General features: G+C 69.3%; 23 protein-coding genes. 19 read left to right on the plus strand and 4 right to left on the minus strand.

The features are described from left to right. Positions 1-152: 152 nt before the first annotated feature. Both AB4850_RS01315 and AB4850_RS01320 read left to right on the plus strand, forming a co-directional pair. On the plus strand, positions 153-1979 hold the full coding sequence (locus tag AB4850_RS01315) for a type III effector HrpK domain-containing protein (RefSeq protein WP_414440825.1): 1827 nt from the start codon (positions 153-155) through the stop codon (positions 1977-1979). Between the two features lie 33 nt (positions 1980-2012). Continuing rightward, complete coding sequence (locus AB4850_RS01320; RefSeq protein ID WP_414440826.1) at positions 2013-2525, plus strand: GNAT family N-acetyltransferase; 513 nt, start codon at positions 2013-2015, stop codon at positions 2523-2525. A gap of 61 nt (positions 2526-2586) precedes the next feature. Here the strand turns inward: AB4850_RS01320 and AB4850_RS01325 are convergent, their stop codons facing one another. Then, complete coding sequence (locus AB4850_RS01325; RefSeq protein WP_414440827.1) at positions 2587-3498, minus strand: LysR family transcriptional regulator; 912 nt, start codon at positions 3496-3498, stop codon at positions 2587-2589. 161 nt (positions 3499-3659) lie between these two features. Between AB4850_RS01325 and AB4850_RS01330 the strand changes: the two genes are divergently transcribed. The 16 genes from AB4850_RS01330 to AB4850_RS01405 all read left to right on the plus strand — a co-directional run bounded on the left by AB4850_RS01330 (position 3660) and on the right by AB4850_RS01405 (position 20289). Continuing rightward, on the plus strand, positions 3660-4508 hold the full coding sequence (locus tag AB4850_RS01330; protein ID WP_414440828.1) for an ABC transporter permease: 849 nt from the start codon (positions 3660-3662) through the stop codon (positions 4506-4508). 4 nt (positions 4509-4512) lie between these two features. Continuing rightward, positions 4513-5571 carry an ABC transporter ATP-binding protein gene (locus tag AB4850_RS01335; RefSeq protein WP_414440829.1) on the plus strand — a complete coding sequence of 353 codons (1059 nt, stop codon included), beginning with the start codon at positions 4513-4515 and terminating at the stop codon, positions 5569-5571. Positions 5572-5656: 85 nt separating this feature from the next. Next, the gene (locus AB4850_RS01340; protein WP_414440830.1) at positions 5657-6745 is read left to right on the plus strand and encodes an extracellular solute-binding protein; all 1089 of its coding nucleotides are present in this window, start codon (positions 5657-5659) and stop codon (positions 6743-6745) included. Beyond that, positions 6745-7584 (plus strand): ABC transporter permease, encoded by an 840-nt coding sequence (locus tag AB4850_RS01345; protein WP_414440831.1) that lies wholly within the window; start codon positions 6745-6747, stop codon positions 7582-7584. Before AB4850_RS01340 ends, AB4850_RS01345 begins: the two co-directional genes overlap by 1 nt. 70 nt (positions 7585-7654) lie before the next feature. Continuing rightward, positions 7655-8110, plus strand: coding sequence for a TIGR00725 family protein (locus AB4850_RS01350; RefSeq protein WP_414442046.1), 456 nt, complete (start codon positions 7655-7657; stop codon positions 8108-8110). 76 nt (positions 8111-8186) lie between these two features. Then, positions 8187-9386, plus strand: coding sequence for a porin (locus AB4850_RS01355; RefSeq protein ID WP_414440832.1), 1200 nt, complete (start codon positions 8187-8189; stop codon positions 9384-9386). Positions 9387-9654: 268 nt separating this feature from the next. Next, positions 9655-11085 (plus strand): amidase, encoded by a 1431-nt coding sequence (locus AB4850_RS01360; protein ID WP_414440833.1) that lies wholly within the window; start codon positions 9655-9657, stop codon positions 11083-11085. A gap of 124 nt (positions 11086-11209) precedes the next feature. Beyond that, a complete protein-coding gene (locus AB4850_RS01365; protein ID WP_414440834.1) occupies positions 11210-12028 on the plus strand; it encodes a DeoR/GlpR family DNA-binding transcription regulator in 819 nt (272 codons plus the stop codon). Then, positions 12006-13316 carry a Zn-dependent hydrolase gene (locus AB4850_RS01370; protein WP_414440835.1) on the plus strand — a complete coding sequence of 437 codons (1311 nt, stop codon included), beginning with the start codon at positions 12006-12008 and terminating at the stop codon, positions 13314-13316. Before AB4850_RS01365 ends, AB4850_RS01370 begins: the two co-directional genes overlap by 23 nt. Beyond that, positions 13310-14266, plus strand: coding sequence for a phosphotransferase family protein (locus tag AB4850_RS01375; RefSeq protein WP_414440836.1), 957 nt, complete (start codon positions 13310-13312; stop codon positions 14264-14266). The genes AB4850_RS01370 and AB4850_RS01375 overlap by 7 nt, the downstream gene beginning before the upstream one ends. Then, positions 14263-15201 carry a phosphotransferase gene (locus AB4850_RS01380; RefSeq protein ID WP_414440837.1) on the plus strand — a complete coding sequence of 313 codons (939 nt, stop codon included), beginning with the start codon at positions 14263-14265 and terminating at the stop codon, positions 15199-15201. Before AB4850_RS01375 ends, AB4850_RS01380 begins: the two co-directional genes overlap by 4 nt. 155 nt (positions 15202-15356) lie before the next feature. Further along, positions 15357-15626 carry a hypothetical protein gene (locus tag AB4850_RS01385; protein ID WP_414440838.1) on the plus strand — a complete coding sequence of 90 codons (270 nt, stop codon included), beginning with the start codon at positions 15357-15359 and terminating at the stop codon, positions 15624-15626. After that, positions 15623-17149 (plus strand): sodium:solute symporter family protein, encoded by a 1527-nt coding sequence (locus AB4850_RS01390; RefSeq protein WP_414440839.1) that lies wholly within the window; start codon positions 15623-15625, stop codon positions 17147-17149. Before AB4850_RS01385 ends, AB4850_RS01390 begins: the two co-directional genes overlap by 4 nt. A gap of 98 nt (positions 17150-17247) precedes the next feature. Next, complete coding sequence (locus AB4850_RS01395; protein ID WP_414440840.1) at positions 17248-17901, plus strand: HAD family hydrolase; 654 nt, start codon at positions 17248-17250, stop codon at positions 17899-17901. Positions 17902-18074: 173 nt separating this feature from the next. Then, on the plus strand, positions 18075-19016 hold the full coding sequence (locus tag AB4850_RS01400) for a ketopantoate reductase family protein (protein ID WP_414440841.1): 942 nt from the start codon (positions 18075-18077) through the stop codon (positions 19014-19016). A 382-nt stretch (positions 19017-19398) separates the two neighbouring features. Further along, a complete protein-coding gene (locus AB4850_RS01405; RefSeq protein WP_414440842.1) occupies positions 19399-20289 on the plus strand; it encodes an NAD(P)-dependent oxidoreductase in 891 nt (296 codons plus the stop codon). 47 nt (positions 20290-20336) lie between these two features. On the opposite strand, the gene AB4850_RS01410 is transcribed toward AB4850_RS01405, so the two are convergent. Continuing rightward, positions 20337-21008, minus strand: a complete 672-nt coding sequence (locus tag AB4850_RS01410) for an HAD family hydrolase (RefSeq protein WP_414440843.1) — start codon at positions 21006-21008, stop codon at positions 20337-20339. Between the two features lie 53 nt (positions 21009-21061). Next, positions 21062-21682: a TetR/AcrR family transcriptional regulator gene (locus AB4850_RS01415; protein WP_414440844.1), complete on the minus strand. Its 621-nt coding sequence runs from the start codon at positions 21680-21682 to the stop codon at positions 21062-21064. Positions 21683-21843: 161 nt separating this feature from the next. On the opposite strand from AB4850_RS01415, the gene shc reads away from it, so the two are divergent. After that, complete coding sequence (gene shc / locus AB4850_RS01420; RefSeq protein ID WP_414440845.1) at positions 21844-23907, plus strand: squalene--hopene cyclase; 2064 nt, start codon at positions 21844-21846, stop codon at positions 23905-23907. A gap of 67 nt (positions 23908-23974) precedes the next feature. On the opposite strand, the gene AB4850_RS01425 is transcribed toward shc, so the two are convergent. Beyond that, positions 23975-25003, minus strand: a complete 1029-nt coding sequence (locus tag AB4850_RS01425; protein ID WP_414440846.1) for a hypothetical protein — start codon at positions 25001-25003, stop codon at positions 23975-23977.

The raw sequence follows: 25003 nt of genomic DNA on the forward strand, positions 1-25003 counted from the left end.
CTCCGCGAGGAACGGGCCGCGTTGTCGGTTATACGCGTCCTCGCGGGGCGGCCGTGCCGCCCCGCGTTTCCCATTCCTAAATTTCGATACCGCGTTCCATGACCTCGCTCTCATCCCTTTCGTATTCTTCCCCGTCCGTCACCGATCCGTCGATGTCGGGCACGAATGATTTATCGGGCGGGATGCAGTCCGGCCTGCAGATGATGGAAAACCTCAACTCGCAGCTCCAGCAGATAGTGCGGTCGTTGATGGACGCGGCACAACAGCAGCAAAGCAACAGCGGCGACGCGGGCGGCGATTCGCCCGCCTCGGGCAGCGGCAGCGGCGGCATGCAGATGCCGCAATCGGACCCGTCCTCGGCGCTCGATGCGACGGGTGGCGCGGGCGATGCGTCGGGTGCGGCCGGTGCCGCCGGTGCGGCCGGCGGCGCGGCCACGGCCTCGACCGACGACGGCAAATACGCCGCGCTCGATCAGTACAGCCAAACGAACGATCAGTCCGACATGTCGAAGTGGGCCGATCTCGCGCCGGCCGACCAGGGTGCTTCGCTGGAGCGTCCGCTGGCGGCCATGCAGATCCTGAGCGGCAAGACCGGGCCCGACGGCCAGCCGCCGAGCGACGCGCAGAAGGCGGCGGCGATGCAGTTCGTCAACGACAACCCGACGCTCAAATCGGCGTTGCAGAACACCGGCGCGCTGAAGTCCGACGGCACGGTCGATACGAAAAAGATGCAGGGCTTCATGGGCCAGGTCAGCACCAACCTGAGCCAGGCTGATTCGGATATCAAGGACTATATGAAGAAGCATCCCGACGCGGATGCCGATTCGGTCAACGTCGAACGTTCGGCGGGCCTGATGAAGGCCTATAACGCGATCACGGGCGAATCCGAAGGTCACAAGTCGAACGGCAAGAACGGCAACAACTACACGCATGGCGGCAAGAGCGGCGGCGGCCTGACGACCCAGCAGCAGGTCGAGGATCTGCAGAAGAACTCGGGCTTCAGCTCGGCGCTCAAATCGGCCGCCACGGCGTTCGGCTCCGACGGCGGCTTCGACGATCTGGATCGCAGCGGCGACGACAAGGCCACCCACAAGCGCGATCAGGTTTACTCGACCAAGAACCTCGATCACTTCCTGTCCGACGATGCGCCCACCACCCAGGCCGGTTCGCAGCAGTTCCTGCAGAACGCGAGCCTGGAGAACATCACCGGCAACACCGACATCAGCAGCCTGAACGGCGACGTGATCCAGAACCCGCAGAACTACTCGCCGCAGCAGAAGGCCGCGGTGATGGTGAAGCTGATGGAAACGCTGGTGGACGTGCAGGCCGGCGGCTCGGACAAGCTGCGCAACGTCGACAAGACGGTGGCGGCGCTCCAGCAGGACATCCAGAAGCTCGCGAGCGACCCGGACACGTCCGCCTATCTGCAGAAGACGGTGCCGCCGGAAATGCAGCAGATGTCGGGCGAATTCCAGGGCGCGGGCGGCGTCACGTCGGCTGGTGGCGGCGACTCCGGCTCGGACGGCACGGCAGCGGCCGGCGGCAACGGCCAGAACCCCGGCCAGACCATCGACGACGTGCATCGCGGCCTGAGCGACGCCAAGACGGTGGCGCAATCGCTCGGCGATCTCGCCAAGGGTGAAGGCTCGATGGGCCTGAGCGGCGACGCCGCGGTGGGCGAAGCCGCGGCCGGTGCCGCGGAAGGCGGCGCCGAAGGTGCGGCGGCGGGCGCGGAAGCGGCCGAAGGCGCGGCAGCCGGCGTGGAAGGCGGCGCGGCGGCAGGCGAGGGCGTGCTCGGCGCGGTCGGCGGTGCGATGGCGGCAGCCGCGCCGGTGATGGCGGTGGGCGCGGCGGTAGTGGGCGTGGCCGGCATCATCTTCGCGATCGTCGAGGCCGTGAAGAAGCACAACGACCAGAAGGCGTTCGCCTCGAACGTCAACCCGACGCTGCAACAGTTCGGCATTCCGCTGCCGTCCTGATCGTCAGCACCCCCAACCGTACCGGAGGCCCGCATGCGCAGCCTGGTATTCGACCGTCACGACGAGGTCAACCTGTTCGTGGCGTCGCGCACGGGCGAGGAGCGTTACGACGACGCGCGTGCGATCGGTCTCGCCAAGGATGGCGAGCTGGTCGCGGGCGTGGTGTTCCAGGGGCACAACGGGCCGAACCTGTTGATGCACTTCGCGCTCGGCGCCTCGCGCCACGTCATCACGCCGGCCTTCGTGGCGGCGGCGTTTCTCTACCCGTTCGCGATGCTGCGCTGCCGGCGCGTGACGGGCCTGGTGCGCGTCGACAACCCCGAGGCGCAGCGGCTCGACGAGCATCTCGGCTTCGTGCGCGAGGGCGTGATGCGCGGCGCGGCCGGCGACGGCACCGATTTCATTCTCTACGGCATGTTGCGCGAGGAATGCCGTTATATTCGCGGGCGTTATCTGAAGGCGTTCCTGAAGGAGACCGAAGGGATTCCGGACGAGGCGGCAATGCCGCAGGCCAACGCGGACGAGCCGGTGCGCGTGGCTGCCTGAAAGCAAGCATTCCGGCGGCGTGGCGCTGCCGTTTCGTCATCCTCAGCGATGACGAGCCGCGTCACGCCCCTGCCGTTTGCGGCGCGGCGAATTCCCCGAGCATCCAGTCGCGCAGCTTGCGCAACGCCGCGCTCGTCTCGAAGCGCTCGGGCGTGTAGCACAGGTAGTGGCCCTGGTTGTCCACCTCGACCGGCGCGTCCACCGGCTGTACCAGCGTGCCCGCGTCGAGCGGCGAGCCGATCAGGAAGGCCGGCACCAGCGCGAGGCCGAGCCCGGCCTGCGCGGCCTGGATCAACACCGCATATTGTTCGAAACGCGGCCCCGCGAACGCGTTCATGCGCGTGACGCGGTGCCGTTCCGACCATTCGAACCAGACGCTCTCGGCCTGCTCGTGCACCAGGCGCGGCGCGTCTGCCACGTCGGCCGGGGTGTGCAGCGCATGTTTGGCCGCGAACTCGGGCGAGCAGACCAGCACGAACGTGCGGCCCGCCAGGTAATCGCAGCGCACGCCTTCCCAGCGGCCGTCGCCGTAGCGGATCGCCGCGTCCAGCCCGAACGGGAACGGGTCGCCGTGCGCCAGATGGCGGCGAAAGCTCAAGGTGACGTTCGGCGCGGCGGCCACGAACGCCGGCAGGCGCGGCACCAGCCACTTGGTGGTGAAGGTCGGCACGCTGGCGATGGTCAGCAGGTCGCTGTCCTCGCGCACGCTGAGCAATTCGAGCGAGGCGTTGCCGATCTCGCGCAGCGGCCCCGTGACGCGCGCGTGATACACCTGCCCGGCGCGCGTCAGCGACAGGTTGCGCCCCTCCCGCACGAACAGCTTCACGCCGAACAGCGCCTCCAGGTTGGCGATCTGGCGGCTGACCGCGCTCGGCGTGAGTCCCAGCTCGCGCGCGGCATACGAAAAGTTCAGATGTTTGGCGGAACTGGCGAATGCGTGCAGTTCGGCGATGTTCGGATACAGGTGCTTCATCGCGAGGTGTTCCGGATTCGCAAGGGTCGATGCGCACTTTGTACGTTTTTTTCATGACGATGCCATGTCGAAAACGCACACTGGCGGCCGTCATCGCGAAGCCAAGCTGCTGATTCAACGAGGTTTCGCGCCGTTTCATCCGCTCGCCTACGGACGCCTCGATGTCTTTCTCCCCCGCCACGGCCGCCGCCGCTGGTGTTCCCATTCGTCGCAGCAATCGCGCGCCGTCGCCGGGCCGCGTGCTGGTGCGGGCCGTGGTGGCGCTGTTCGCGCTGTACCTGCTGCTGCCGATCGCGCTGCTCGTGGTCGGCTCGACCGGGCAGAGCTGGACCAACACGCTGCTGCCCACTGGCTTCACCGGCCACTGGTACGCGGACCTCGCGGCCGATACGAGCTTTCGCCGCGCGTTCGGCACCAGCTTCGTGGTGGCGCTCGCGTGCTGCGCGCTGAACGCCGTGCTCGGCGTGCCGCTCGCCTATGCGCTGCACCATCGCGCGCGCCGTGGCGGCGGGCTGGCCGCGCGGCTCGTGATGCTGCTGCCGATCGCGGTGCCGGCGCTCACGCTGGGCTTCGGCTATATCGCCGTGTTCGGCGGCGACACGCTGCCGTGGCTCGGCACGCTGTGGCTGATGATCGCCGCGCACGCGGTGCTGACGCTGCCCTACCTGCTGCAAACGCTGCTGGCCGACCTGCGCCACCTCGACTTGGCCACGCTCGAAGCGTGCGCCGCCACGCTCGGCGCCACGCCGCGCCGGCAATTCTTCACGATCGTGCTGCCGAACCTGCGCCACAGCCTGTTCGCCGGGCTGGTGATGGTGGCGGCGCTGTCGATCGGCGAGTTCCAGATCTCGAACCTGATCGCCGGCTTTCGCTACCGCAACTATCCGGTGGTGCTGCTGCAGGCCTTCTACGGCGCGTCGGGCTTCGCCTGCGCCGCCACCGTGGTGCTGCTGGTGCTCGCGATCGCCGCGACGCTGGCCTCGGTCGCCACCGTGCAACGAATCAAGTAACGCCATGAGCCTCGAATTCGACAACCTCAGCTACACCTACCCGGGCGCGTCGCACGGCATCGCGAACCTCTCGCTGGCCGCCGCGCAGGGCGAACTGCTGGCCGTGATCGGCCAGAGCGGCTCCGGCAAATCCACGCTGCTGCGTTTGACGGCCGGCCTGCTGACGGGCTACGCCGGGCGCATCGCGATCGGCGGCGAGGACGTGGCCGCGCAGCCGGTGTGGCGGCGCGGGGTGGGCATGGTCTTTCAGCAGTACGCATTGTTTCCGCACCTGAGCGTGGCCGACAACGTCGCCTACGGCCTGAAGATGCGCGGCGTGGCCGGTGCCGAACGGCGCCGGCAGGCGCTCGCGATGCTCGAACGCGTGGGCCTCGCGAGCCACGCCGAGCGGCGGCCCGCGCAGTTGTCCGGTGGTCAGCAGCAGCGCGTGGCGCTGGCTCGCGCGCTGGTGATCGAGCCGCGCGTGCTGCTGCTCGACGAGCCGCTGGCCGCGCTCGACGCCGGCATCCGCCATCAGTTGCGCGACGAGATCCGCGCGCTGCAACGCGCCTGCGGCGCGACTACGCTGTTCGTCACGCACGATCAGGACGAGGCACTGAGCATGGCGGACCGCGTGGCGATCGTCGAGGGCGGGCGCGTGCTGCAGGTCGGCACGCCGCGCGAGCTGTACGAGCAGCCGGCCTCGGCGCGCGTGGCGCGCTTCATCGGCCATTCGACGATCCTGAGCGGGCGCGTGGTGGCCACCGATCGCGTGGACGTGGGCTTCGCGACGCTGTGCGCCGCGACCGGTGCGCACCGCGAGGGCGACGCCGTCGAACTGCTGCTGAGGCCCGAGCATGTGCAGGCCGATCCCGCACCGGGCGGCACCAACCTGATTCGCGGCGCATGCGGCGAGGTGCGCTACTTCGGCTCGACGCACCGCTACGACTTCCTGCCGCACGGCGCGGCCGCGCCGCTGGCCGGCGAGGGCCGCGAGGTCGCGCGGCACAGCATCGCGATCGACCCGCGTCATTTGCGCGTGCTGCCCGTGGCATCGAATCCGACGGTTGCGCCGAATGCGTGAAGCCGCTTCCCACCCGAACCACGCCGCCGCTCGCGCTTTCGAGCGGCGGCCCCAACCCGATCACCCCGTCTCCCGGAGAATCCCGATGTTCGCAGCACTCGCCCTGACCCAACGCATGCGGGCCGTCGCGCTCGCGCTCGGCACGCTGCTCGCGTGCACCGCCCACGCCGCGCAAGCCGCGCCGCTGTATGCCGGCGAGGACGCGCTCTACCAGAAGGCCGCCGACGAAGGCCTGGTGGTGTCGTTCGACACCGGCCCCGAGTGGGCCAACTGGAAATCGCTGTTCGCCGAATTCCGCAAGCGCTATCCGAAGGTCGAGATCACCTACAACGACATCGGCTCGGCCGCCACCGTGGTGGCGCTCGACAAGTCGCGCCGCCGCCCGCAGGCCGATACCGCCTACTACTTCGCCGCTTCCGCGCTCGACGCGAAGGCGCGCGACGTGGTCGCGCCGTTCAAGCCGCTGAACTTCGACAAGCTGCCGCCCGTATTCCGTGACGCCGACGGCCGCTGGTTCACCGTGCATTCGCTGAACATCGCGTTCCTGGTCAACCGGAAGCTCGTGAAGGACGTGCCGCAGCGCTGGTCCGATCTGCTGAAGCCCGAATACCGCAACGCCGTGGTGTATCTCGACCCGCGCTCGACGGGCCAGGGCCAGGTGGACGTGTTCGCGGCGGCCTACGCGAACGGCGGCAGCGTGGACGATCCGAAGCCGGGCGCCGATTTCTTCGGAAAACTGAAGACCGCCGGCAACGTGCTGCGCGTGGAAGGCACCACGCCTTACGCGAAGTTCGTCAAGGGCGAGATCCCGATCCTGATCGGCTACGAGAACGACGGCCTGAAGGCGAAGTACGCCGACGGCATGGGCGACGCGGCCGAGGTGGTGATTCCGCAGGACGGCAGCGTGTCGGCGCCGTATGCGATGAGCCTGGTGAAGAACGCGCCGAACCCGTCGGCCGCGCAGCTGTGGCTGAACTTCGTGATGAGCGATGCGGGGCAGGCGCTGTTCGCGCAGGGCTACGTGCGCCCGGCCGTGCCCGGCGTGGCGCTCGCGCCGGACGTCGCCGCGAAGATGCCGAACGCGCCGCAGGTGCGCCCGCTCGACGTGGTGAAGGCCGCCGCGAAGAAGGCGCAGGTCGACCAGCTCTGGTCGCAGGCCACGCTCGGCCAATGATGCGGGCGACCTCTATCGAACGCCGCGACGCGGGCCTGTTGCGCCGCTTCGGCGCGGCGCCGGCCGCGGTGTTGTTCGCGATCGCGTTCGCGCTGCCGCTCGCGGCGCTAGTGGCATCCGCGTTCGATGGCGGCGGCCATGCGTTCGGCGCGGTGCTCGGCGATCCGCTGGTGGCCGATGCGGTACTGCGCTCGATCGGGCTGGCGGCGGCCACTGCCACGCTGTCGAGCGTGATCGGCGTGGCGCTGGCGATCGCCCTGGCCGGGCAGCCGCCGGCACGACGCCGGTTCGCGCTGGCCGTGCTCGGCGTGCCGCTGGCGTTCTCGGGCCTGGTGATCGCCTACGGCTTCATCCTGAGCTTCGGGCGCGCGGGCTTCGTGACCATGCTGCTCGCGCGGCTCGGGGCCGATCCGTCGCGCGTGGGCGGCGTGATCTACACGAGCTTCGGGCTGGCGATCGCGTATGCGTACTACCTGATTCCGCGCGTCGCGCTGATGCTGTATCCGGCGTTCGCGAACTTCGACCGCCGGCCGCTCGACGCGGCGCTGACGCTCGGCGCGCGGCCGTGGCGGGCCTGGATCGACGTGGCATGGCGCGAGCTGTGGCCGTCGGTGGCGGCGGCCTGGTGCCTGGTGGCGGCGATCGCGCTCGGCACCTACGGCACCGCCGTGGCGCTGGCCGGCACGCAGATCAACATCCTGCCGCTGCTGATGTACCTGAAGCTGTCCGACGGACAGACCGATTTTTCGCAGGCAGCCGTGCTGTCGATCCTGCTGACGGCGCTGTGCACCTGCGTGCTTGCAATAGGGGAATGGATTGTCAGACCAAGGCAACACTGAACGCGCGGCGCCGGCCGGTGCCGCGCTCGCGGAACTCGCGGCCCGCCAGCGCGGTGCGAACCGGCTGCTGATGCCGGTCGGCGTGATCGGCCCGCGCGCGGCCACCGACGAACAACTGCGCGTGGCCGAAACCATTGCGCATGCGCTGGCGCAGGCCGGCATGGCGATCGTCGGCGGCGGCAAGGGCGGCGTGATGGAAGCGGCCGCGCGCGGCGCGCATCGGGCCGGCGGCATCGCCATCGGCCTGCTGCCCGAGGACGACGCGGAAGGCGCGAACCCTTACCTCAGCGTCGCGCTGCCGACCGGGCTCGGCATCACGCGCAACGCGCTGATCGCGCGCTCGTCGCTGTGTCTCGTCGCGGTGGGCGGCGGGCTCGGCACGCTGTCCGAGATCGCGCTCGGGCTGCAATGGGGCAAGCCGGTGTTCGCCATCTGCGATGCGCCGCAGGTCGCCGGTATCGAGACGTTCGATTCGGTGGATGCGCTGCTGGTGCGCGCGGCACGCTGGCTCGGTTTGCTCGCTTGATCGGCTGATCGACCGAGTCGGCAACGGGGTTTCGCAGTACAGGTTTTTCCGTCAACTAAAAGTAGGATTGCTAATCATGAAGAAGACCTTGATTGCGTCGTGCCTGCTCGGCGGCGTGGCCGCCGGCGCGCACGCGCAAAGCAGCGTGACGTTGTACGGGATCGTCGACAACGGCCTGGCCTGGCAGAACAGCGCCACCTCGCTCGGTTCGACCTCGGGCGGCCACTCGCTGACCAAGATGACGTCGGGCGTGTGGGCCGGCAGCCGTTTCGGCCTGAAGGGCAGCGAGGACCTGGGTGGCGGCACCAAGGCGATCTTCACGCTCGAAGCGGGCGTGAACGCCGCGAACGGCACCTCGCAATTCACGGGCGGGATGTTCACGCGCCAATCGTGGGTGGGCCTGACCGATGCGCGCTTCGGTACGCTGACCGCCGGCCGCCAATACACGGCCTATTACACGATTTTGTCGCCGTGGAGCCCGACCACCTGGCTGACCGGGTATTTCGGCGCGCATCCGGGCGACATCGATTCGCTCGACAACATCTACCGCGCCAACAACTCGCTGGTCTATCAGTCGCCCACGCTCGGCGGCTTCACGTTCGCCGCGTCCTATGCGTTCGGCGGCGTGCCGGGCAGCGTCAACGCCGGCTCGACCTGGAGCGCGGGCCTGCAATACGCGAACGGGCCGGTGGGGATCGGCGCGGCGTTCCAGCGCGTGAACAATTCGACGCCGGGCGGCGGCGCGTGGGGCGCATCGTCCACCACCTCGAACGGCGGCGCGGAAACGGCGGTGTCGGCGATCAACAACGGCTACCAGACGGCGCAGGCGCAGCAGCGCTTCGCCGTGACGGGCGGCTACCGCTTTTCGGATGCATGGGATGTTTCGGCATCCTATTCGAATGTGCAATACATCCCGGGCGCGGGCTCGTCGTTCCGCAACACGGCGATCTTCAACACGGCCGGCGCGGTGCTGCATTTCCATCCGTCGTCGTCGTGGGATTTCGCGGGCGGCTACAGCTATACGCGCGCCACGCTCGCCAACGGCGTGGCGAACGCCGCGCAGTATCACCAGTTCTCGATGTCGCAGTACTACAGCCTGTCCAAGCGCACCGGCCTCTACGCAGTCGAGTCGTACCAGCGCGCCAACGGCGACACGCTGTCGAGCACCGGCAAGGTGGTGATCGCCACGCCTTCGCTGGGCGACGGCTTCGCCGCCACGCCGGCTTCGTCGCGCAGCCAGGTGGCGCTCGGAGTGGGCGTCGTGCACCGGTTCTGAGCGTGGGAGCGGGCCGCGCCGGTGCGCGCGGCCCGCTCCGCTTTTTCCACGCGAATTCGTCAGACCTCGCAACGGCCGGCGTGGCAAGCACGCCGACCGTTTTCGTCATGACGGTGCGCCTGCCCCGCGTGCGTGCAGGCGAAAAGCCACACGCTGCACCAATTCCACAAAATCAACAAATACAACAAAACGGGCTTGACATCATTTATTGGCCTGCCTGTAATGGATCACATCGCCCGATGTCGCCGGGCCTTGCTTCGATCCCGTGATGAATCCCCGATACCGCAACGATTTCATGCCGACCGTCAGTGCCGCCGCCGCCGATATCCGGTCGGGCGGGCTGACGCCGTCCGCGCTCGTGCAGCACTGCCTGAAATCGATTGAAACCCACAATGCCACATTGAACGCGTTCGGCGACGTGTACGCCGAAGCGGCGGCCGACTATGCCGACACGCTCACGAAGGAAGCGACCGAAGGCCGGTTTCGCGGGCCGCTGCACGGCGTGCCGTTCGGCATCAAGGACCTGTTCGCCACGGCCGGGCTGCGCACCACGCGCGGCTCGCTGACTTCTGCAAATTACGTGCCGTCGGACGACGCGCCGATCATTCGCCGCCTCAAGGCGGCCGGCGCGATCCTGATCGGCAAGACGGCCACCACCGAGTTCGGCTGGAGCGGCGCGAGCCTGTCGCGTGTGTTCGGCGACGGCCGCAACCCGTGGAACCCGGCGCTGACCAGCGGCGGTTCGAGTTCCGGTTCGGCGATCGCGGTGGCCGCGCGCATGGTGCCGGCCGCGCTCGGCTCGGACGGCGGCGGATCGGTCAGGATTCCTGGCAGTTTTTGTGGCGCGTTCGCGCTGAAGGGTTCGCTGGGCCGGATTCCGACCTGGCCGTGGTCGGCCACCGAAATGCTCAGTCATGCCGGGCCGATCACGCGCACCGTGCGCGACAGCGCGCTGCTGTTCGACGTGCTCGCCGGCCCCGATGCGCGCGATCACCAGGCGCTGCCCGCGCCCGGCGAATCGTATGCGGCGCGCTGCGATGCGCCGCTGCCGCCGCTGCGCGTGGCGTTCTGCCCGACGCTGTTCGGCGTGGAGGTCGATCCGCAAGTGGCGCGTGCGGTTGCCGCCGCCGTCGAGCAGATCGCGCGCACGCTGCCGGTGGAGATCGACACGCCCGCGCTCGACTGGCGCGATCCGCTGCCGACGTTCGAGACGCTGTGGGTGGCGGGGCGCGGCATCGTCTACGGCAACACGCTGCGCGATCGCACGGCCGAACTCGAACCGGGCTTCGCGGCGCTGATCGAGCGCGCGTCGGCCTACGATCTGGCGGCCTATCTTGCAGCGGTGCAGCAGCGCGCAGCGTTCGCGTGCCAGGTGCATGCGCTGTTCGATCGTTACGACCTGCTGATCACGCCGACGCTGCCGATCCTGCCGTTCGAGGCGGAGCGCATCGCGCCGGCCGATTTCGACACGCGCGGCAGCGCCGTGCCGTGGGCGCGCTGGACGCCGTTCACCTACCCGTTCAACCTGTCGGGCCACCCCGCCGCGAACGTGCCGTGCGGCTGGAGCGAGGCGGGCTTGCCGATCGGCATGCAGGTGGTGGGGCCGCGTCACGCCGATGGCGCGGTGCTGCAGTTTTGCGCGGCGTTCGAGGCGATCGCGCCCTGGGAGCATCGGCTGCCGCCGATGCTCGGTGCGTAAGGCGGCCGCGATGCATCGGGCCAACTCGATCTCGACCGCCGCCGCGCCGCGCTCCGTGTGCGACGCGTTCGGCACCTGCCGCGCCCCGGCGCGCGCGCATCGCGCCGCCGCTCGCGGCCACGCCGTGCGGGCGCGCGGCCCCCGCTACACTGGCGGCATTCCTGCGACCGAGACCGTTCTTCCCATGCTGAATCAGCCCCGCCTCCAAGAAATCCTGCGCCTCCTGAGCCAGCAGCAGCGCGTGAAAGCCGCCGATCTCGCCGCATCGCTGCTCGTTTCCGAGGAAACGATTCGCCGCGATTTCAAGTACCTCGAATCGCTTGGCAAGCTGCGCCGCATTCACGGCGGGGCGATCCTGCCGAAGCTCAGTGAAGAGCAGCCGCTGCAGGTGCGCAACCGGGTCCGCACGCAGGCGAAGGCGCGCATGGCCGAATGCGCGGCGCAACTGGTGCAGGACGGCATGGCGCTGTTTCTCGACACCGGTACCTCGACGCTCGCGCTGGCCCAGGCGCTGACGCGCTTCGCCGGGCTGCGCATCGTCACCAATTCGCTCGACATCGCGATGCTCGTCACGCAGCAGAGCAGCAACCACGTGGTGGTGACGCCGGGCGACGTGCGCCGCAACGACAACGCGCTGGTCGGCCCGCACACGCTGGCCTTCGCGCGGCAGTTCCATTACGACATCGCCTTCATGGGCATCGGGGGCGTCGATCTCGACCTCGGCCTGATGGATTACGAGGAACCCGAAGCGATGTTGCGCCGGACCCTCGTGGAGCACTGCGTGCGCAGCGTGATCCTTGCCGACGACGGCAAGTTCGGACACCGCACGTTCATCAACACGCTGCCGTTCGTCGCGGTTTCGGCGCTGGTCACCAACCGGCCGCCGCCCGACGATTATCGTCAACGCCTGGAACAGGACCATGTCGACCTACTTCACCCCTGATCTGCCCGGTGCGCTCGATGCGCCGGGCGCGGACACGGCGCGCGCGTTCGACGCGCTGTTTCGCGCCAGTTCGGCCATCGGTGCGACGCACGCGGGCGGCCTGCACCGGCTCGCCGCCTCGGCCGAGGATGGCCGCGTGCGCGATCTGCTGCGCGACTGGCTCGCGCATCACGGCTTCGCGGTGCACGTCGACCGGGTCGGCAACCTGTTCGGCCTGGCCGAATTCGATCCGGCCGCGCCGTGGGTGCTGTGCGGCTCGCATCTCGACAGCCAGCCCAGCGCCGGCCGCTTCGACGGCGTATACGGCGTGCTGGCCGGCGCGGTGGCGGCGGCGTCGATCGTCGGGCGGTTTCGCGCGGCCGGCGTGCGCCCGGCCTGCAACTTGGCCGTGGTGGACTGGACCAACGAGGAAGGCGCGCGCTTCCAGCCGAGCCTGACGGGCAGCAGCGCGTTCACCGGCGCGATGACGGTGGACGCCGCGCTGGCCTGCACCGACGCGCAGGGCGTGACGTTGCGGCAGGCGCTGGCCGGCATCGGCTACCTGGGCGACACGATGCTGGACCTGCCGCTGGCCGCCTATGTCGAGATGCACGTCGAGCAGGGCGCGCGGCTCGAACGCGACGCGGTGCCGATCGGCGTGGTCGGTTCGACCTGGGCTGCGCTGAAGCTGCGCGTGCGCTTCGACGGCGAGCAGAGCCACACCGGCCCGACGCCGATGGCCGAGCGGCGCGACGCGCTGCTGGCGGCGGCGCAAGTGGTGACGGCGGTGCACGCCGAGGCGAGCCGGCACGGCGAGCGCATGCACAGCTCGGTCGGCCGCCTCGACATCTATCCGAACTCGCCGAACGTGGTGCCGTCGCGCACCACGCTGCATGTCGAATTCCGCTCGGCCTCGACCGACCTGCTCGACGGCGCGGCGCAGCGCTTCGATGCCACGCTGGCCGAGATCGCCGCGCACACCGGCACGCGTGTCGAAATCGAAAGCCGCCAGTTGCGCGCGCCGCTCGCGCTCGACGCCGGGCTGGCCGCGCTCGCGCACGAGGTCAGCGCCTCGCTCGGCCTGCGTTCGGCCGACAGCGTGACGGTGGCCGGCCACGACGCGATCAGCCTGAGCCGTGTCGCGCCCGCCTGCCTGCTGTTCGTGCCGAGCCGCGGCGGTGTTTCGCACAACGAAGCGGAATTCACCGAGGACGCCGATCTGCACACCGGCCTGCGGATGCTCGAAGCCCTGCTGGAGCGGCTGTGCCTGTCGGCCGTGCCGGCACGCCGAGCGGGGCCGCCATGGTGAACGAAACCCCCGAACTGCTGCGGCTCGCGCACACGCTGGCCGAAGCCGGCATCGGCGCCGACGCGCGGATTGTTGCAGGCACCGCTGGCGTGGCTTCGCCGATGCGGCTCGCGACCGAATGGGCCGGCTTCGCGGTCGAGCAGGGCGGCGCGACCTGGTACGCGAAGGTATTGCACGACGACGCGCGGCCGCTTGTCGATCCGTCATGCAGCGCGCGCGCCAGCCGGGCCGCCGCCGAGGCGGGCGCCGCACCGGCGTTGCAGGTGGCCGACACGGCGCGCGGCGTGCTGCTGTTCGACGCGCTGCCGGCCGAGGCCTGGCGCTGGGCGCGCATCGACGATCTGGCCGCGCCCGAGCCGTTGGCGCGGCTCTGGGCACGCAAGCGCGCGGTGCATCGCGGCCCGTCGCCGGGCTTCGAGCGGTCGCTGGCGGCCGATCTCGCGGCGCTGCGCGCGCTGTGCGTGCGCGATGCGGTGGCGCTGCCCGCGGGCCACGCGTGGCTCGACGAATGCGTCGATCTCGCCTGCGCGGCGCTCGACGGCGCGCGCGCCGACAGCGTGCCGCTGCATGGCGACGGCGTGGCGTCGAACGTGATGGTCGGCCCCGGCGGCGCGATGCTGCTGATCGATTTCGATCGCGGCGGGATCGGCGACCCGTGGTACGACGTGGCGACCACGCTTAACGAGCTGGCGCAGTTCGACGCGCAGTGGCGCGACGGCATCGCGCTGTGGGCCGGCCGTTGCGACGAGGCCGATTACGCGCGCTGCCGGCTCTACGCGATCGCCGACGATTGGTACTGGACGCTGTGGGGCCTCTGGCTCGGTGCGACCTCGCCGCGCCGGCTCGAATTCACCAAGCTCGCGCAATGGACGCTGCTGCGCTGCCGGCAGGCGATTCACGACGCGCGTTTCGAAGGCTGGTTGCGCATGCTGGGAGGGCGGACCTCATGATGACGCTGGGCGAAGCCCGCTCTGCGGGCGAACACGCGATCGAGGCGGCGATCCGCTGCGTGCCGGATTGGGACGACGGCCGCCGCGTGCGTTACGCGCCGGTGGGTGGCGGCATCTCGAACGCGAACTGGCGCGTGGAAGTCGAGCGCGAACCGACCGCGTATTTCTTCAAGGTGCCGGGGCGCGGCACCGAGATGTTCATCGACCGGCGCACCGCGCACGAGGCCAGCGTGAAGGCCGCCGATTCCGGTTATGGCGCGCCGGTGTTCGCGTTCCTCGAATCGTGCGGCGTGGAGGTGTTCGCGTTCATGGAGGGTTGGCGCGCGTCGTCGAACCTCGACTTCGCCGACGGCACGATCCGTCACAACGCGCTGCGCGCGCTGAAGGCGTTCAACGATCAGCCGCTGCTCGCGCAAACCAAGACCGCGTTCGACATGATCGACGAGCATCAGCACCAGGTCGAGACGCTGCACGCCGTCACGCCGCCCGACCATGCGTGGCTGTGCCGCCAGTTCCGGCGCGCGCGGCAGGCGCTGGCGGCGTCGGGCATCGACCTCGCGCCGTGCATGAACGACACGCTGGCCGGCAACTTCATGCTCAACGAGGCGCGCGAGATCATGCTGGTGGATTTCGAATACGCGTCCAACAACGATCGGCACTACGAACTGGCGCTGTGGTTCGGCGAGATGTTCTTCGATGAAGATGCCGAGCTGGCGCTGATCGAGGATTACTTCGGCCGCGCCACGGCGCGCGAGATCGCGCGGGTGCAGCTCTACAAGGCGCTGGCCGACCTGAAGTGGTCCACTTGGGCGATGGTGCAGCGCGCGGTGTCGACGATCGATTTCGATTTTCATAAATACGGAACCTGGAAGCACATGCGCGCCCGCGCCGTGATGCAGGATTCCCGATGGGAGACGTGGCTGAGACAGGCTTGATTGGGGGCGGGGCCTGGGCGAACGGCGCCGCGCGGCGCGCGGCGAATCGACAACCGGTGGCGAAATTCAGGGTGAAGCGGCATGTCAGTCATTCAGTTATCCATATTAAGTTTCGGCGGCGCGCCGGCACGTGCGGCGCATCGGGAGGTGGGGCGATGAGCACGGTATTCGAATCCACGCAGGCGTCGGGCAAGCGCGGCGCGATCCGCGTTGCCTTCGGCATCTACTTTTTCCTGCTGCTGATGATGGCGCTGTTCCCGCCGCTTTATCTGGGCGTGAGCGGCAGCACGCGGCTGGTGTTCGGCGTGCCGCTGCCGATCTTCTACTGGATCGCGAACGCGGTGCTGGTGGGGCTCGGCTGCTGGGCGCTTTACGTGACGGAAGGGCTGACCGGCGAACTGGCCGACGAAGGAGAAGCGGCATGAGCGAACTGACCGGAGGCGGCAACCCGTTCATCACGTTCGGGACCATCGTGGTATTTCTCGCCGCGATGATCGCGGTGCTCTACGCCACCAACCGGCGCAGCACCACGTTCGCCGATTACGCCGTGGGCGGCCGCTCGTACGGGCCGTGGTACGTGGCGATGAGCTACACCAATTCGTGGTGGCCCGGCTCCACCTTCACGGCGTTCTTCGCGCTGTCGGTGGGCGGCGTGCTGGGCTTCTACGGGATGGTCTACGCCACGCTCGGCGTGACCGCCATGTACCTGATGGCGAACCGCGCCTGGACCTGGGGCCGCCAGTTCAACCTCACCACCCAGCCCGACCTGCTCGGCATGCGCTTCAACAGCCCGGCCGTGAAGCGGATCGCGTCGATCATCGGCATCATCTCGGTGTTCCCGTGGGTGGTGATGGGCATCCAGGCGCTCGCCACGCTGTTCCAGTTCGCGAGCTTCGGGCAGTGGACCGTCACGGCCTGCCTGGCAGTGGGCGTGGCCGTGGTGCTGATCCGCCAGTACTGGACGGTCAGCATGGGCATGCGCGGCCTGATCATGACCGACATGTTCCAGGGGCTGATCGCCTACGTGGTGTGCGCGGTGGTGTGCGTGCTGCTGCTGGCCGGCCCGCACGCGTCGTTCTCGAACCTCTCGCAACTGACCGGCAAGATGCTGCTGATCCCGGGCGACGCGCGCACGTCCTACGGGCCGTGGTACATGTTCAGCCTGATCTTCACCGGCGTGATCGGCTCGATGTGCTGGCCGATGAGCTTCCAGCGCATCTACACGGCGAGCGGCGTGCGCGCCGTGAAGAAGGGCACCTTGCTGACCATGCTGCTGGTGGGCGGTTTCTACTGCATCCTGATGCTGTTCGCGGCGGCGGCCAGCCACGACCCGAAGGTGGCGGCCAACCCGCAGCACGGCTGGTTCGTCGCGCTGGCCGACATCGGCGGCCCGTGGCTGCTGGCGCTCGCCATCGTGATCGTGCTTGCGGCCAGCATCGGCCACGTGGACGGCTGCGTGCAGGTGTGCGGCACGCAGTTCGCGAACGATCTGGCCACCTGGCGCGCGCCGCGCACCGACAAGCAACTGATGGTGCTGTCGAAGGCCGGCATGGCGGTGTTCATCATCGCGGCGGCCGTGATCGCCTACCTGACGTTCAACTACAGCCGCCTGCAACTGCTCGCGCAAATCTCCTATCAAGGGATCATCCAGCTCGCCGTGCCGCTGTTCTTCGGCATCTTCTCGCGCCACGGCAACAAGCAGGGGGCGATCGCGGGGATGGTGGTGGGCATCGCGATCGCGATCGTGCTGACCACGCTCTATCCGGACGACATCCGCGCGCTCGGGTCGCTGACCAGCGGGATCGTCGGCCTGATCGCGAACTTCCTGGTGTTCGTCGGCTGCGCGATCGCGATCCGCCCGTCGGCCGAGGAGAAGGCGCGGCTCGACCGGTTGTTCGCGAAGCCGTCGCGCGCGCCGGCGGGGGCTGGTGCGCCGGCGATGCGCTGATCCGGTTGCAATGTTTGGCGTGACGAACCGCCCGCGCGGCGGTTCGTCGGTGGTTTTCTTTCCGATTCCTTCCGACTTCTTTCGATGGACACCGCATCATGACCCTGGCGATCTTCGATCTCGACGACACCCTGATCGATGGCGATTGCGCGAGCTTGTGGAGCTGCCGCATGGCCGAGCTCGGCTGGGCCGACGGCGACGCGTTCGTGAGCCGCTGCGACGAGATGATGCGCGCGTACGGCGCGGGCACGCTGTCGATGGGCGATTACATGGCGCTGACGCTTGCGCCGCTGATCGGCCGCGATGGCGGCGAGGTGGGTGCCGCCGTCGAGGCCTTCGTTGGCGACGTGATCGTGCCGCGCATGCGGGCCGACGCGTGCCGCGCCGTCGAGGCGCATCGCGCGGCCGGCGACCGCCTGCTCGTGATCTCGGCGTCGGGCGCGCATCTGGTCGAGCCGATCGCCGCGCGCTTCGGGATCGACGCGGTGATCGCGATCGACCCCGAACTGCGCGACGGCGCGTACACCGGCCGCACGGTCGGCGTGCTGCCGTTTCGCGAGGGCAAGAGCGTGCGGCTCGACGCGTGGCTGCGCGATGCCGGCGAGGCGCTGGCCGGCGCGAGCTTCTATTCCGATTCGCACAACGACCTGCCGCTGCTCGGCCGCGTCGATCGCCCGCACGCGGTGCGCCCCGACCCGGTGCTCGAACGCCAGGCGCGCGAGGCCGGCTGGCCGGTGCTCGACTGGCGTTGACTGCCGACGCCGAACCCCGGCGCGCCATCGTCCATTCCGCCGCTCGCGCAGCGCTTCCCGCGCCCGCGCCGGCACGCTTTCACGAATTCCGCTACAGTCGTCGCGCTCGGCCTCGCCCCGGATGGCGGCGCGGCCCGGCACTCTTTCTGAAACGTGATGGCAAGGAGATGGCGATGCGGATTCTGGTGGTGGGCGCGGGGGCGACGGGCGGTTATTTCGGCGGGCGGCTGGCTGCGGCCGGGCGTGACGTGACGTTTCTCGTGCGCGAGGGGCGCGCCCGCGCGCTCGCGCGCGACGGCCTCGTGATCCGCAGCCCGGCCGGCGACCTGACGCTGCGCGACGTGAAGACGGTGCAGGCCGGCGACGCCGACCGCGCCGGCGCGTTCGACCTGATTTTCCTGAGCTGCAAATCGTATGGCCTGGACGACGCGATCGAATCGTTCGCGCCGTTCGTCGGCCCGCGCACGGCGATCCTGCCGGTGCTGAACGGCATGCGCCATATCGACGTGCTGAAGGCCCGCTTCGGCGACGCGAACGTGATGGGCGGCCTCTGCATGATCGCGGCCACGCTCGACGCCGGGCAACACATCGTTCACCTGAACGATGCGCACGCGGTGGGCTTCGGCGATCTGGCGGGCGGCCTCACGCCGCGCACGCAGGCCGTGGCCGAGGCGTTCTCGGGCGCCGGCTTCGACGTGCTGCCGGCCGACGACATCGTCGCCAAGATGTGGGACAAGTGGATGTTCCTGTCCACGCTGGCCGCATCCACGTCGCTGTTCCGCGGTTCGGTGGGCGATATCCTGGCCGCGCCGGACGGCCGCCAGTTGCTCGAAACGATGTTCGGCGAAGTGACCGCCATCGCCGCGCACAACGGCTTCCCGGCCGGCGAATCGCTGCACGAGCGCGCGCGCCGCATGCTGTTCACGGCATCGAGCATGACCGCCTCGATGCTGCGCGACGTCGAGAACCACGCGCGCGTCGAGGCCGATCACGTGATCGGCGATCTGCTCGCGCGCGCGCCGGCCGGCGACGGCGGCCTGAAGCTGTTGCGCGTGGCTTACAACCACCTGAAGGCCTACGAAGCGCGCAACGCGCGTGAGAGCGCGGCCGTCTGAGGCTCGCCCGTGCGGCGGGCGCTGCCGTCTGATACCCGCCCGCGCATGACGGCACCGGGCATCCTGCCCGATCACGCCCGCCATGCGCTGCCGCGCTTGCTTCCGCGCGGCGAATTGCTAGGATGAGCGTCGACGCGCGCGACACGATCGTGCGCGGAGATGACGACGTGCGCCGATCCGGGCCATCGAACCCGCCGCCGCTGCCGACCCGGCCGCCGCGCTGCCGGGGTGTTTCCTCCGCCTGCTTCAGCCTGCTTCCGCCACCGTGCCGCCCCGCCGTTTCTCGCGCGCCGGCACGCGCTCCGCGTACCTTCCCCGCCGCCCGACGTCGCGCGCCGCATCGTGCGGCGTGCTTCAACGATGCATATCGAGGAGACAAGGCATGGCAAGCGAAGTCGTGGGATTCGTCGGGATCGGCGTGATGGGGCAGCCGATGGCGCTCAACCTCGCGCGCGCGGGCACCGAACTGGTGGTGTGGAACCGCTCGCCCGCACGCTGCGAACCGTTGCGCGAAGCGGGCGCGCGGGTGGCCGAAACGGTCGACGAGGTCTACCGCAGCGCAAAGATAGTGATCCTGATGATGGCGACCGACGCCGCGCTCGACGCCGTGCTCGGCCGTGGCACGCCCGCGTTCGGCGAGCGCGTGGCCGGGCACCTGATCGTGCAGATGGGCACCATGTCGGCCGAGTATTCGCGCGCGCTCGACGCCGAGATCCGCGCGGCCGGCGGCCGTTACGTCGAAGCGCCCGTGTCGGGTTCGCGCAAGCCGGCCGAGGCGGGACAACTCGTGGCGATGCTGGCCGGCGAGCCGGACGACGTCGCCGTGGTGCGCCCGCTGCTCGCGCCGATGTGCCATCAGGCGGTGGAATGCGGCGCGGTGCCGGCGGGCCTGCTGATGAAGCTGGCCGTCAACAGCTACCTGATTCCGATGGTGACGGCGCTGGCCGAGGCCTCGCATCTGGCGCGCCATTACGGGCTGGACCTGACGCAGTTTCAGGCCGTGCTCGACGCCGGCCCGATGGCCAGCGCCGTGTCGCGCGTGAAGATCGACAAGCTGGTGCGCGAGGATTTCGAGGTGCAGGCGTCGATTGCCGACGTGCTGAAGAACAACCAGTTGGCCGCCGAGGCCGCGCGCAATGCGGGCCTGGCGTCGCCGCTGCTCGATACGTGCCACGCGCTGTACGACGAGACGCTGGCGCTCGGGCACGGCGGCGAGGACATGGCCGCCGTGGTGCGCGCGATCGAGGCGCGCACGGCGCGGGGCCGGGGCTGAATGTGCGAGTGTTTAAGCCGCGCGCGGTGTTTCGTCAGCGGTGCTGATTAGTTGGCGGCATCCCAGGCCGCATCGAGCGCCGCCATATCCTGATAGACGGGCACGTCGGCCGGGAACGGGTTCTCCTCGCCCGGCGCGACGATGCCCGCGAACGGCATGCCGAGCCCGCGCGCCGCGTCGAATTCCGTGAACGAATCGCCGATCGCCAGCACCTCGGCCGGCTGCCAGCCGCCCTGGCGCAGCACGTCGGCGAACGCATCGGGCTTGGTGGTGGGCGAACCGACGATGCTGCGGAAATAGCGCGCGAAATCGCGTTCGCGCGTGATGCGCTGCAGATCGTCGTCGGCGGTGCCGGAAATCAGGTGCAGCGACAGCGCGCCCTGCCGCCGTTCGAGGAATGCGCGTGCGCCGGGCAACTCGGGGCAGCGGTCGATGCGTTCCATCAGCAGCTCGCTGTAGCGCTGCGCGCGCCCCTGCACCACAGCCGGGTCCGGCACGCGGCCGAAGATCACCTGCTCGTAGTGCGCGAACTTCGCGACGCGGCCCACGCCGCCATGATGCACGAGATGGGCCAGCATGTCGGCGCGCTGCGTCTCGCTGATCGGCTCGTCGTAGCACTCGAAGAACAGGTTTACCTTCATCCAGACCGAATCGAGAATCACGCCGTCGAAATCGAAAGCGATCGCGCGGATCGTGTCGAACGGGATCGGGGAAGGCATCGTGTTACTCCGTCAAAGGGGGGAAGCGGGAAGGGGAGATTGGAGCGTGGCGCTCAGGCGCGGTCCATCGTCATCGCCTCGAGCTGGCGAACGATTTCCTCGCGCAGGTCGGGCGACAGGTTCTGATAGCCGAGCAATTCGGAAATCCACATGCCGTCGGCGGCGAGCCGGCAGATCATCAGGCGCGCGGCGTCGCCGAGCGGCAGCGGATCGGGGCGCGCGATCTCGCGCATCGGCGCGGCCCAGCGTTCGCGCGCGTCCGGGTCCGTCATCATCGACGACACCAGCACGCGCAGCAGGTTGGTGCTGGCGGCGGGCGCGGCTTCGGCCATCGCCGCGTGCAGATAGGCGCGCGCGTTCGCGCCCTGCGGGTGCGGATCGTTGTCGATGCGCGTATGCATCTGCTGCTCGAAGCGTTCGAGGGTCTGCGCGAACAGCGCATCGAACAGCGCCTGCTTGCTGCGGAAGTGATATTGCAGCCCGCCCTTGCTGACGCCGGCACGCTCGGCCACGGCGTCGAGCGTGACGGCATGCACGCCGTGTTCCGCCGCGATATCGGCGGCGGCGCTCAATAACTGCGAACGGACATGGGCGGGGGCTTTCTTGCGGCGGTTGCCGCGGGTGTCGTCGGTGGCGGGGCGCTCGCCGGAGGCGGCCGATGCGGCTGCGGACATGCGAGGCGCATCGTCAGCGGATACGAAATCCGGCGCGGGCAACGAGGAGGCGGGCACGGCGGCCGGGTCGACAGGCGGCGCGGCGGGCGCGGAAGGCCGGGAGGAATTCATCCGCGCATCTTAACATCGGCCGTCAAATCCAAACAATCCGGCTGGATGGTATGATCCGGCCGATGAAAAATTCCGCTCTTCCTCTGCCATCGATGCTCGATGCCGCGATCCTGCGCGGCCGCGACGCCCTTGCGCAGCGCCAGGACGCCGACGGCAGCTGGTGCTTCGAACTCGAATCCGACGCGACGATCACCGCCGAATACATCCTGATGATGCATTTCATGGGGAAGATCGACGACGCACGGCAGGCCCGCATGGCGATCTACCTGCGCGGGATTCAACGGCTGTCGACCCACGGCGGCTGGGATCTCTACGTGGATGGCGCCCCCGACGTGTCGGCCAGCGTGAAGGCCTACTTCGCGCTGAAGGCGGCAGGCGACAGCGAATACGCGCCGCACATGGCGCGTGCCCGCGAATGCATCCTGAAGCTCGGCGGCGCGGCGAAGTGCAACGTGTTCACGCGCATCCTGCTGGCCACCTTCGGCCAGGTGCCGTGGCGCGCCACGCCGTTCATGCCGGTGGAGTTCGTGCTGTTCCCGAAGTGGGTGCCGATCTCGATGTACAAGGTCGCCTATTGGGCGCGCACGACGATGGTGCCGCTGCTGGTGCTGTGTTCGTTGAAGGCGCGCGCGAAGAACCCGCGCAACGTGTCGATTCGCGAGCTGTTCGTGGTCGCGCCCGAGGAAGAACGCCATTACTTCGCGCGCGGCGGTTTCGTGCGCAACCTGTTTCTCGGCATCGACCGCACCGTGCGCCATGCCGATGCGCTGATCCCGCAGGCGCTGCGCCGCCGCGCGATCCGTCACGCCGAGGCGTGGTGCGCCGAGCGCATGAACGGCGAGGACGGCATGGGCGGGATCTTCCCGCCGATCGTCTACAGCTACCAGATGATGGATGCGCTTGGGTATCCTGACGATCATCCGCTGCGCCGCGACTGCGAGCGCGCGCTCGAAAAGCTGTTGGTCGAGCGCCCCGACGGCAGCATGTACTGCCAGCCGTGCCTCTCGCCGGTGTGGGACACGGCCTGGGCCACGATGGCGCTCGAACAGGCGCGCGCGGTGCCCGAGACGCGTGCCGATCCGCGGTTTTCCGAAGCACAACTGAACGAGAAGATCGGCGCCGCCTACGAATGGATGGCCGGCAAGCAGGTGACCGAGCTGCGCGGCGACTGGATCGAAAATGCGCCGGCCGAGACGCCGCCGGGCGGCTGGGCGTTCCAGTACGAGAACCCGTATTACCCCGACATCGACGACAGCGCGGTGGTGGCCGCGATGCTGCATCAGCGCGGCCGCGCGCTGGCGCGCAGCACGGGCCACAACCCGTACGAGCAGGGCGTGGCGCGCGGGCTGGACTGGATGCGCGGCCTGCAATCGCGCAACGGCGGCTTCGGTGCGTTCGACGCCGATTGCGATCGTCTGTACCTGAACCTGATCCCGTTCGCCGATCACGGCGCGCTGCTCGATCCGCCGACCGAGGATGTGTCGGGCCGCGTGCTGTTGTGCTTCGGCGTGACCGGCCGCGACGAGGACAAGCCGGCGCTCCGGCGTGCGATCGAATACGTGAAGGGCGCGCAGCGCGCGGACGGCAGCTGGTGGGGCCGCTGGGGCACCAACTATCTGTATGGAACCTGGAGCGTGCTGGCCGGGCTGGCGCTGGCCGGTGAAGATCCTTCGCAGCCCTACATTGCGCGGGCGCTGGCCTGGCTGCGCGCGCGGCAGCATGCCGACGGCGGCTGGGGCGAAACCAACGACAGCTATATCGATCCGGCGCTGGCCGGCACCAACGGCGGCGAGAGCGCATCGAACTTTACGGCCTGGGCGCTGCTCGCGCAGATGGCGTTCGGCGACTGGCAATCGGAATCGGTGCAGCGCGGCATTCGCTATCTGATGTCGGTGCAGCAGGACGATGGCTTCTGGTGGCACCGTTCGCACAATGCGCCGGGTTTCCCGCGCATCTATTACCTCAAGTACCACGGTTACACGGCGTATTTTCCGCTGTGGGCGCTGGCACGCTACCGGCGGCTGTCGCACGCGGCGCGGGTCGAGGCGGAAGCCGAAGCGTTGCCGAACCTGACGCTCACGCTGAAGACGCGCGAGGCGGTGGCCGTGCAGTAAGCGCGGCGGCGTTTGGCGATCCTGATCAATCGGGCAGCCGGTCACGAGCCGGCTGCCCGATTGCCGTTTACGGCGCCTTGGCCGGTGCGCTGCCCGAGCACGGCAGATAGCGCAGCGGCCGGGCCGCCACCTTCACGCAGGCTTCGGTCGCCTGGGCGGGCGCGCCCGCGCGTTGCCCGGTGACCTGCACGCTGTTGTCATCGCGCTGCCAGCGCAGCGCGGGTTGCGGATTGGCGGCGAACGTCACGCTGCCCACGCCGACATCGTCGTCCACCGCGAGCCGGCCTTGCCACGCCGTGAGCTTGCGCGCGGCGTCGTAGTTGCCCGACATGGTGTTCACGTTGAACGAGAACCCCTTGGCGTAGCCGACCTGCGAGTAGGTTTCGAGCGACCAGCGCAGCGTCCAGCCGGCGCCGTCCGGCGCACGTTCGACGACGGTGGCCGGCGGCCAGGCGATGTCGCCGAGGTTGACCGTTTTCGCGAGCTGGCATTGCAGCAGGCGCGGTGTGGGCGCGTGCGGGTCGCTCACGTCGACGCGGGTGCCGGTTTCGCCGATGGCAGCGCAGGGCCAGCCGTCGAGGCTTTGATCGAAGGCGAGCGTGACGCGGTAGACGGTGCCGGCATCGCCGTTGCGATGTTCGATGCCGCGAATCGACAGCGTGCCGAGCGCTACCGCGCGTTCGCTCGTGATCGCGGCGGGCTGCCCGTTGGCGACGCGCGTTTGCACGCGGCTGCCGGCCGGGAACGTCGCGCCGCCCATCTGCACCGGCGCATCGGCCTCGCGCATCGCGCCTTGCGGGCCCGTTTGCATGGCGCTGCGATAGGTGACGGCGAGCCACGGCAGCGGTGCGCAGAGGAACAGCGCGGTCGCGAGGTAACGCGTGAGCGGGCGTGCGCGGCGCAGCTTCGTGAACAGGAACACGGTCAGCAGCAGCCAGCCGGCCGCCAGCGCGAGCACGGTGAACAGCCGGGTGCCGCCTGGGCTGCCGCTGTCGGCATGGCAGAGCGAGGGAGTGAGGGCAAGGCCAAGCGCGAGAAGGCGCGCGGCCCCGTGTGACGTGCTGGCTGGCATCGATCGCGGGCGGATCGGGATCAT

This window comes from Burkholderia sp. 22PA0106 (assembly GCF_047497155.1).
In the GTDB taxonomy this organism is placed as follows: Bacteria; Pseudomonadota; Gammaproteobacteria; order Burkholderiales; family Burkholderiaceae; genus Burkholderia.

Coding starts and splice junctions, on each gene's coding strand:
- AB4850_RS01315 (WP_414440825.1), top strand. CDS start 153: ATGTCGGGCACGAATGATTTATCGGGCGGGATGCAGTCCGGCCTGCAG.
- AB4850_RS01320 (WP_414440826.1), top strand. CDS start 2,013: ATGCGCAGCCTGGTATTCGACCGTCACGACGAGGTCAACCTGTTCGTG.
- AB4850_RS01325 (WP_414440827.1), bottom strand. CDS start 3,498: ATGAAGCACCTGTATCCGAACATCGCCGAACTGCACGCATTCGCCAGT.
- AB4850_RS01330 (WP_414440828.1), top strand. CDS start 3,660: ATGTCTTTCTCCCCCGCCACGGCCGCCGCCGCTGGTGTTCCCATTCGT.
- AB4850_RS01335 (WP_414440829.1), top strand. CDS start 4,513: ATGAGCCTCGAATTCGACAACCTCAGCTACACCTACCCGGGCGCGTCG.
- AB4850_RS01340 (WP_414440830.1), top strand. CDS start 5,657: ATGTTCGCAGCACTCGCCCTGACCCAACGCATGCGGGCCGTCGCGCTC.
- AB4850_RS01345 (WP_414440831.1), top strand. CDS start 6,745: ATGCGGGCGACCTCTATCGAACGCCGCGACGCGGGCCTGTTGCGCCGC.
- AB4850_RS01350 (WP_414442046.1), top strand. CDS start 7,655: ATGCCGGTCGGCGTGATCGGCCCGCGCGCGGCCACCGACGAACAACTG.
- AB4850_RS01355 (WP_414440832.1), top strand. CDS start 8,187: ATGAAGAAGACCTTGATTGCGTCGTGCCTGCTCGGCGGCGTGGCCGCC.
- AB4850_RS01360 (WP_414440833.1), top strand. CDS start 9,655: ATGAATCCCCGATACCGCAACGATTTCATGCCGACCGTCAGTGCCGCC.
- AB4850_RS01370 (WP_414440835.1), top strand. CDS start 12,006: ATGTCGACCTACTTCACCCCTGATCTGCCCGGTGCGCTCGATGCGCCG.
- AB4850_RS01375 (WP_414440836.1), top strand. CDS start 13,310: ATGGTGAACGAAACCCCCGAACTGCTGCGGCTCGCGCACACGCTGGCC.
- AB4850_RS01380 (WP_414440837.1), top strand. CDS start 14,263: ATGATGACGCTGGGCGAAGCCCGCTCTGCGGGCGAACACGCGATCGAG.
- AB4850_RS01385 (WP_414440838.1), top strand. CDS start 15,357: ATGAGCACGGTATTCGAATCCACGCAGGCGTCGGGCAAGCGCGGCGCG.
- AB4850_RS01390 (WP_414440839.1), top strand. CDS start 15,623: ATGAGCGAACTGACCGGAGGCGGCAACCCGTTCATCACGTTCGGGACC.
- AB4850_RS01395 (WP_414440840.1), top strand. CDS start 17,248: ATGACCCTGGCGATCTTCGATCTCGACGACACCCTGATCGATGGCGAT.
- AB4850_RS01400 (WP_414440841.1), top strand. CDS start 18,075: ATGCGGATTCTGGTGGTGGGCGCGGGGGCGACGGGCGGTTATTTCGGC.
- AB4850_RS01405 (WP_414440842.1), top strand. CDS start 19,399: ATGGCAAGCGAAGTCGTGGGATTCGTCGGGATCGGCGTGATGGGGCAG.
- AB4850_RS01410 (WP_414440843.1), bottom strand. CDS start 21,008: ATGCCTTCCCCGATCCCGTTCGACACGATCCGCGCGATCGCTTTCGAT.
- AB4850_RS01415 (WP_414440844.1), bottom strand. CDS start 21,682: ATGTCCGCAGCCGCATCGGCCGCCTCCGGCGAGCGCCCCGCCACCGAC.
- shc (WP_414440845.1), top strand. CDS start 21,844: ATGATCCGGCCGATGAAAAATTCCGCTCTTCCTCTGCCATCGATGCTC.
- AB4850_RS01425 (WP_414440846.1), bottom strand. CDS start 25,003: ATGATCCCGATCCGCCCGCGATCGATGCCAGCCAGCACGTCACACGGG.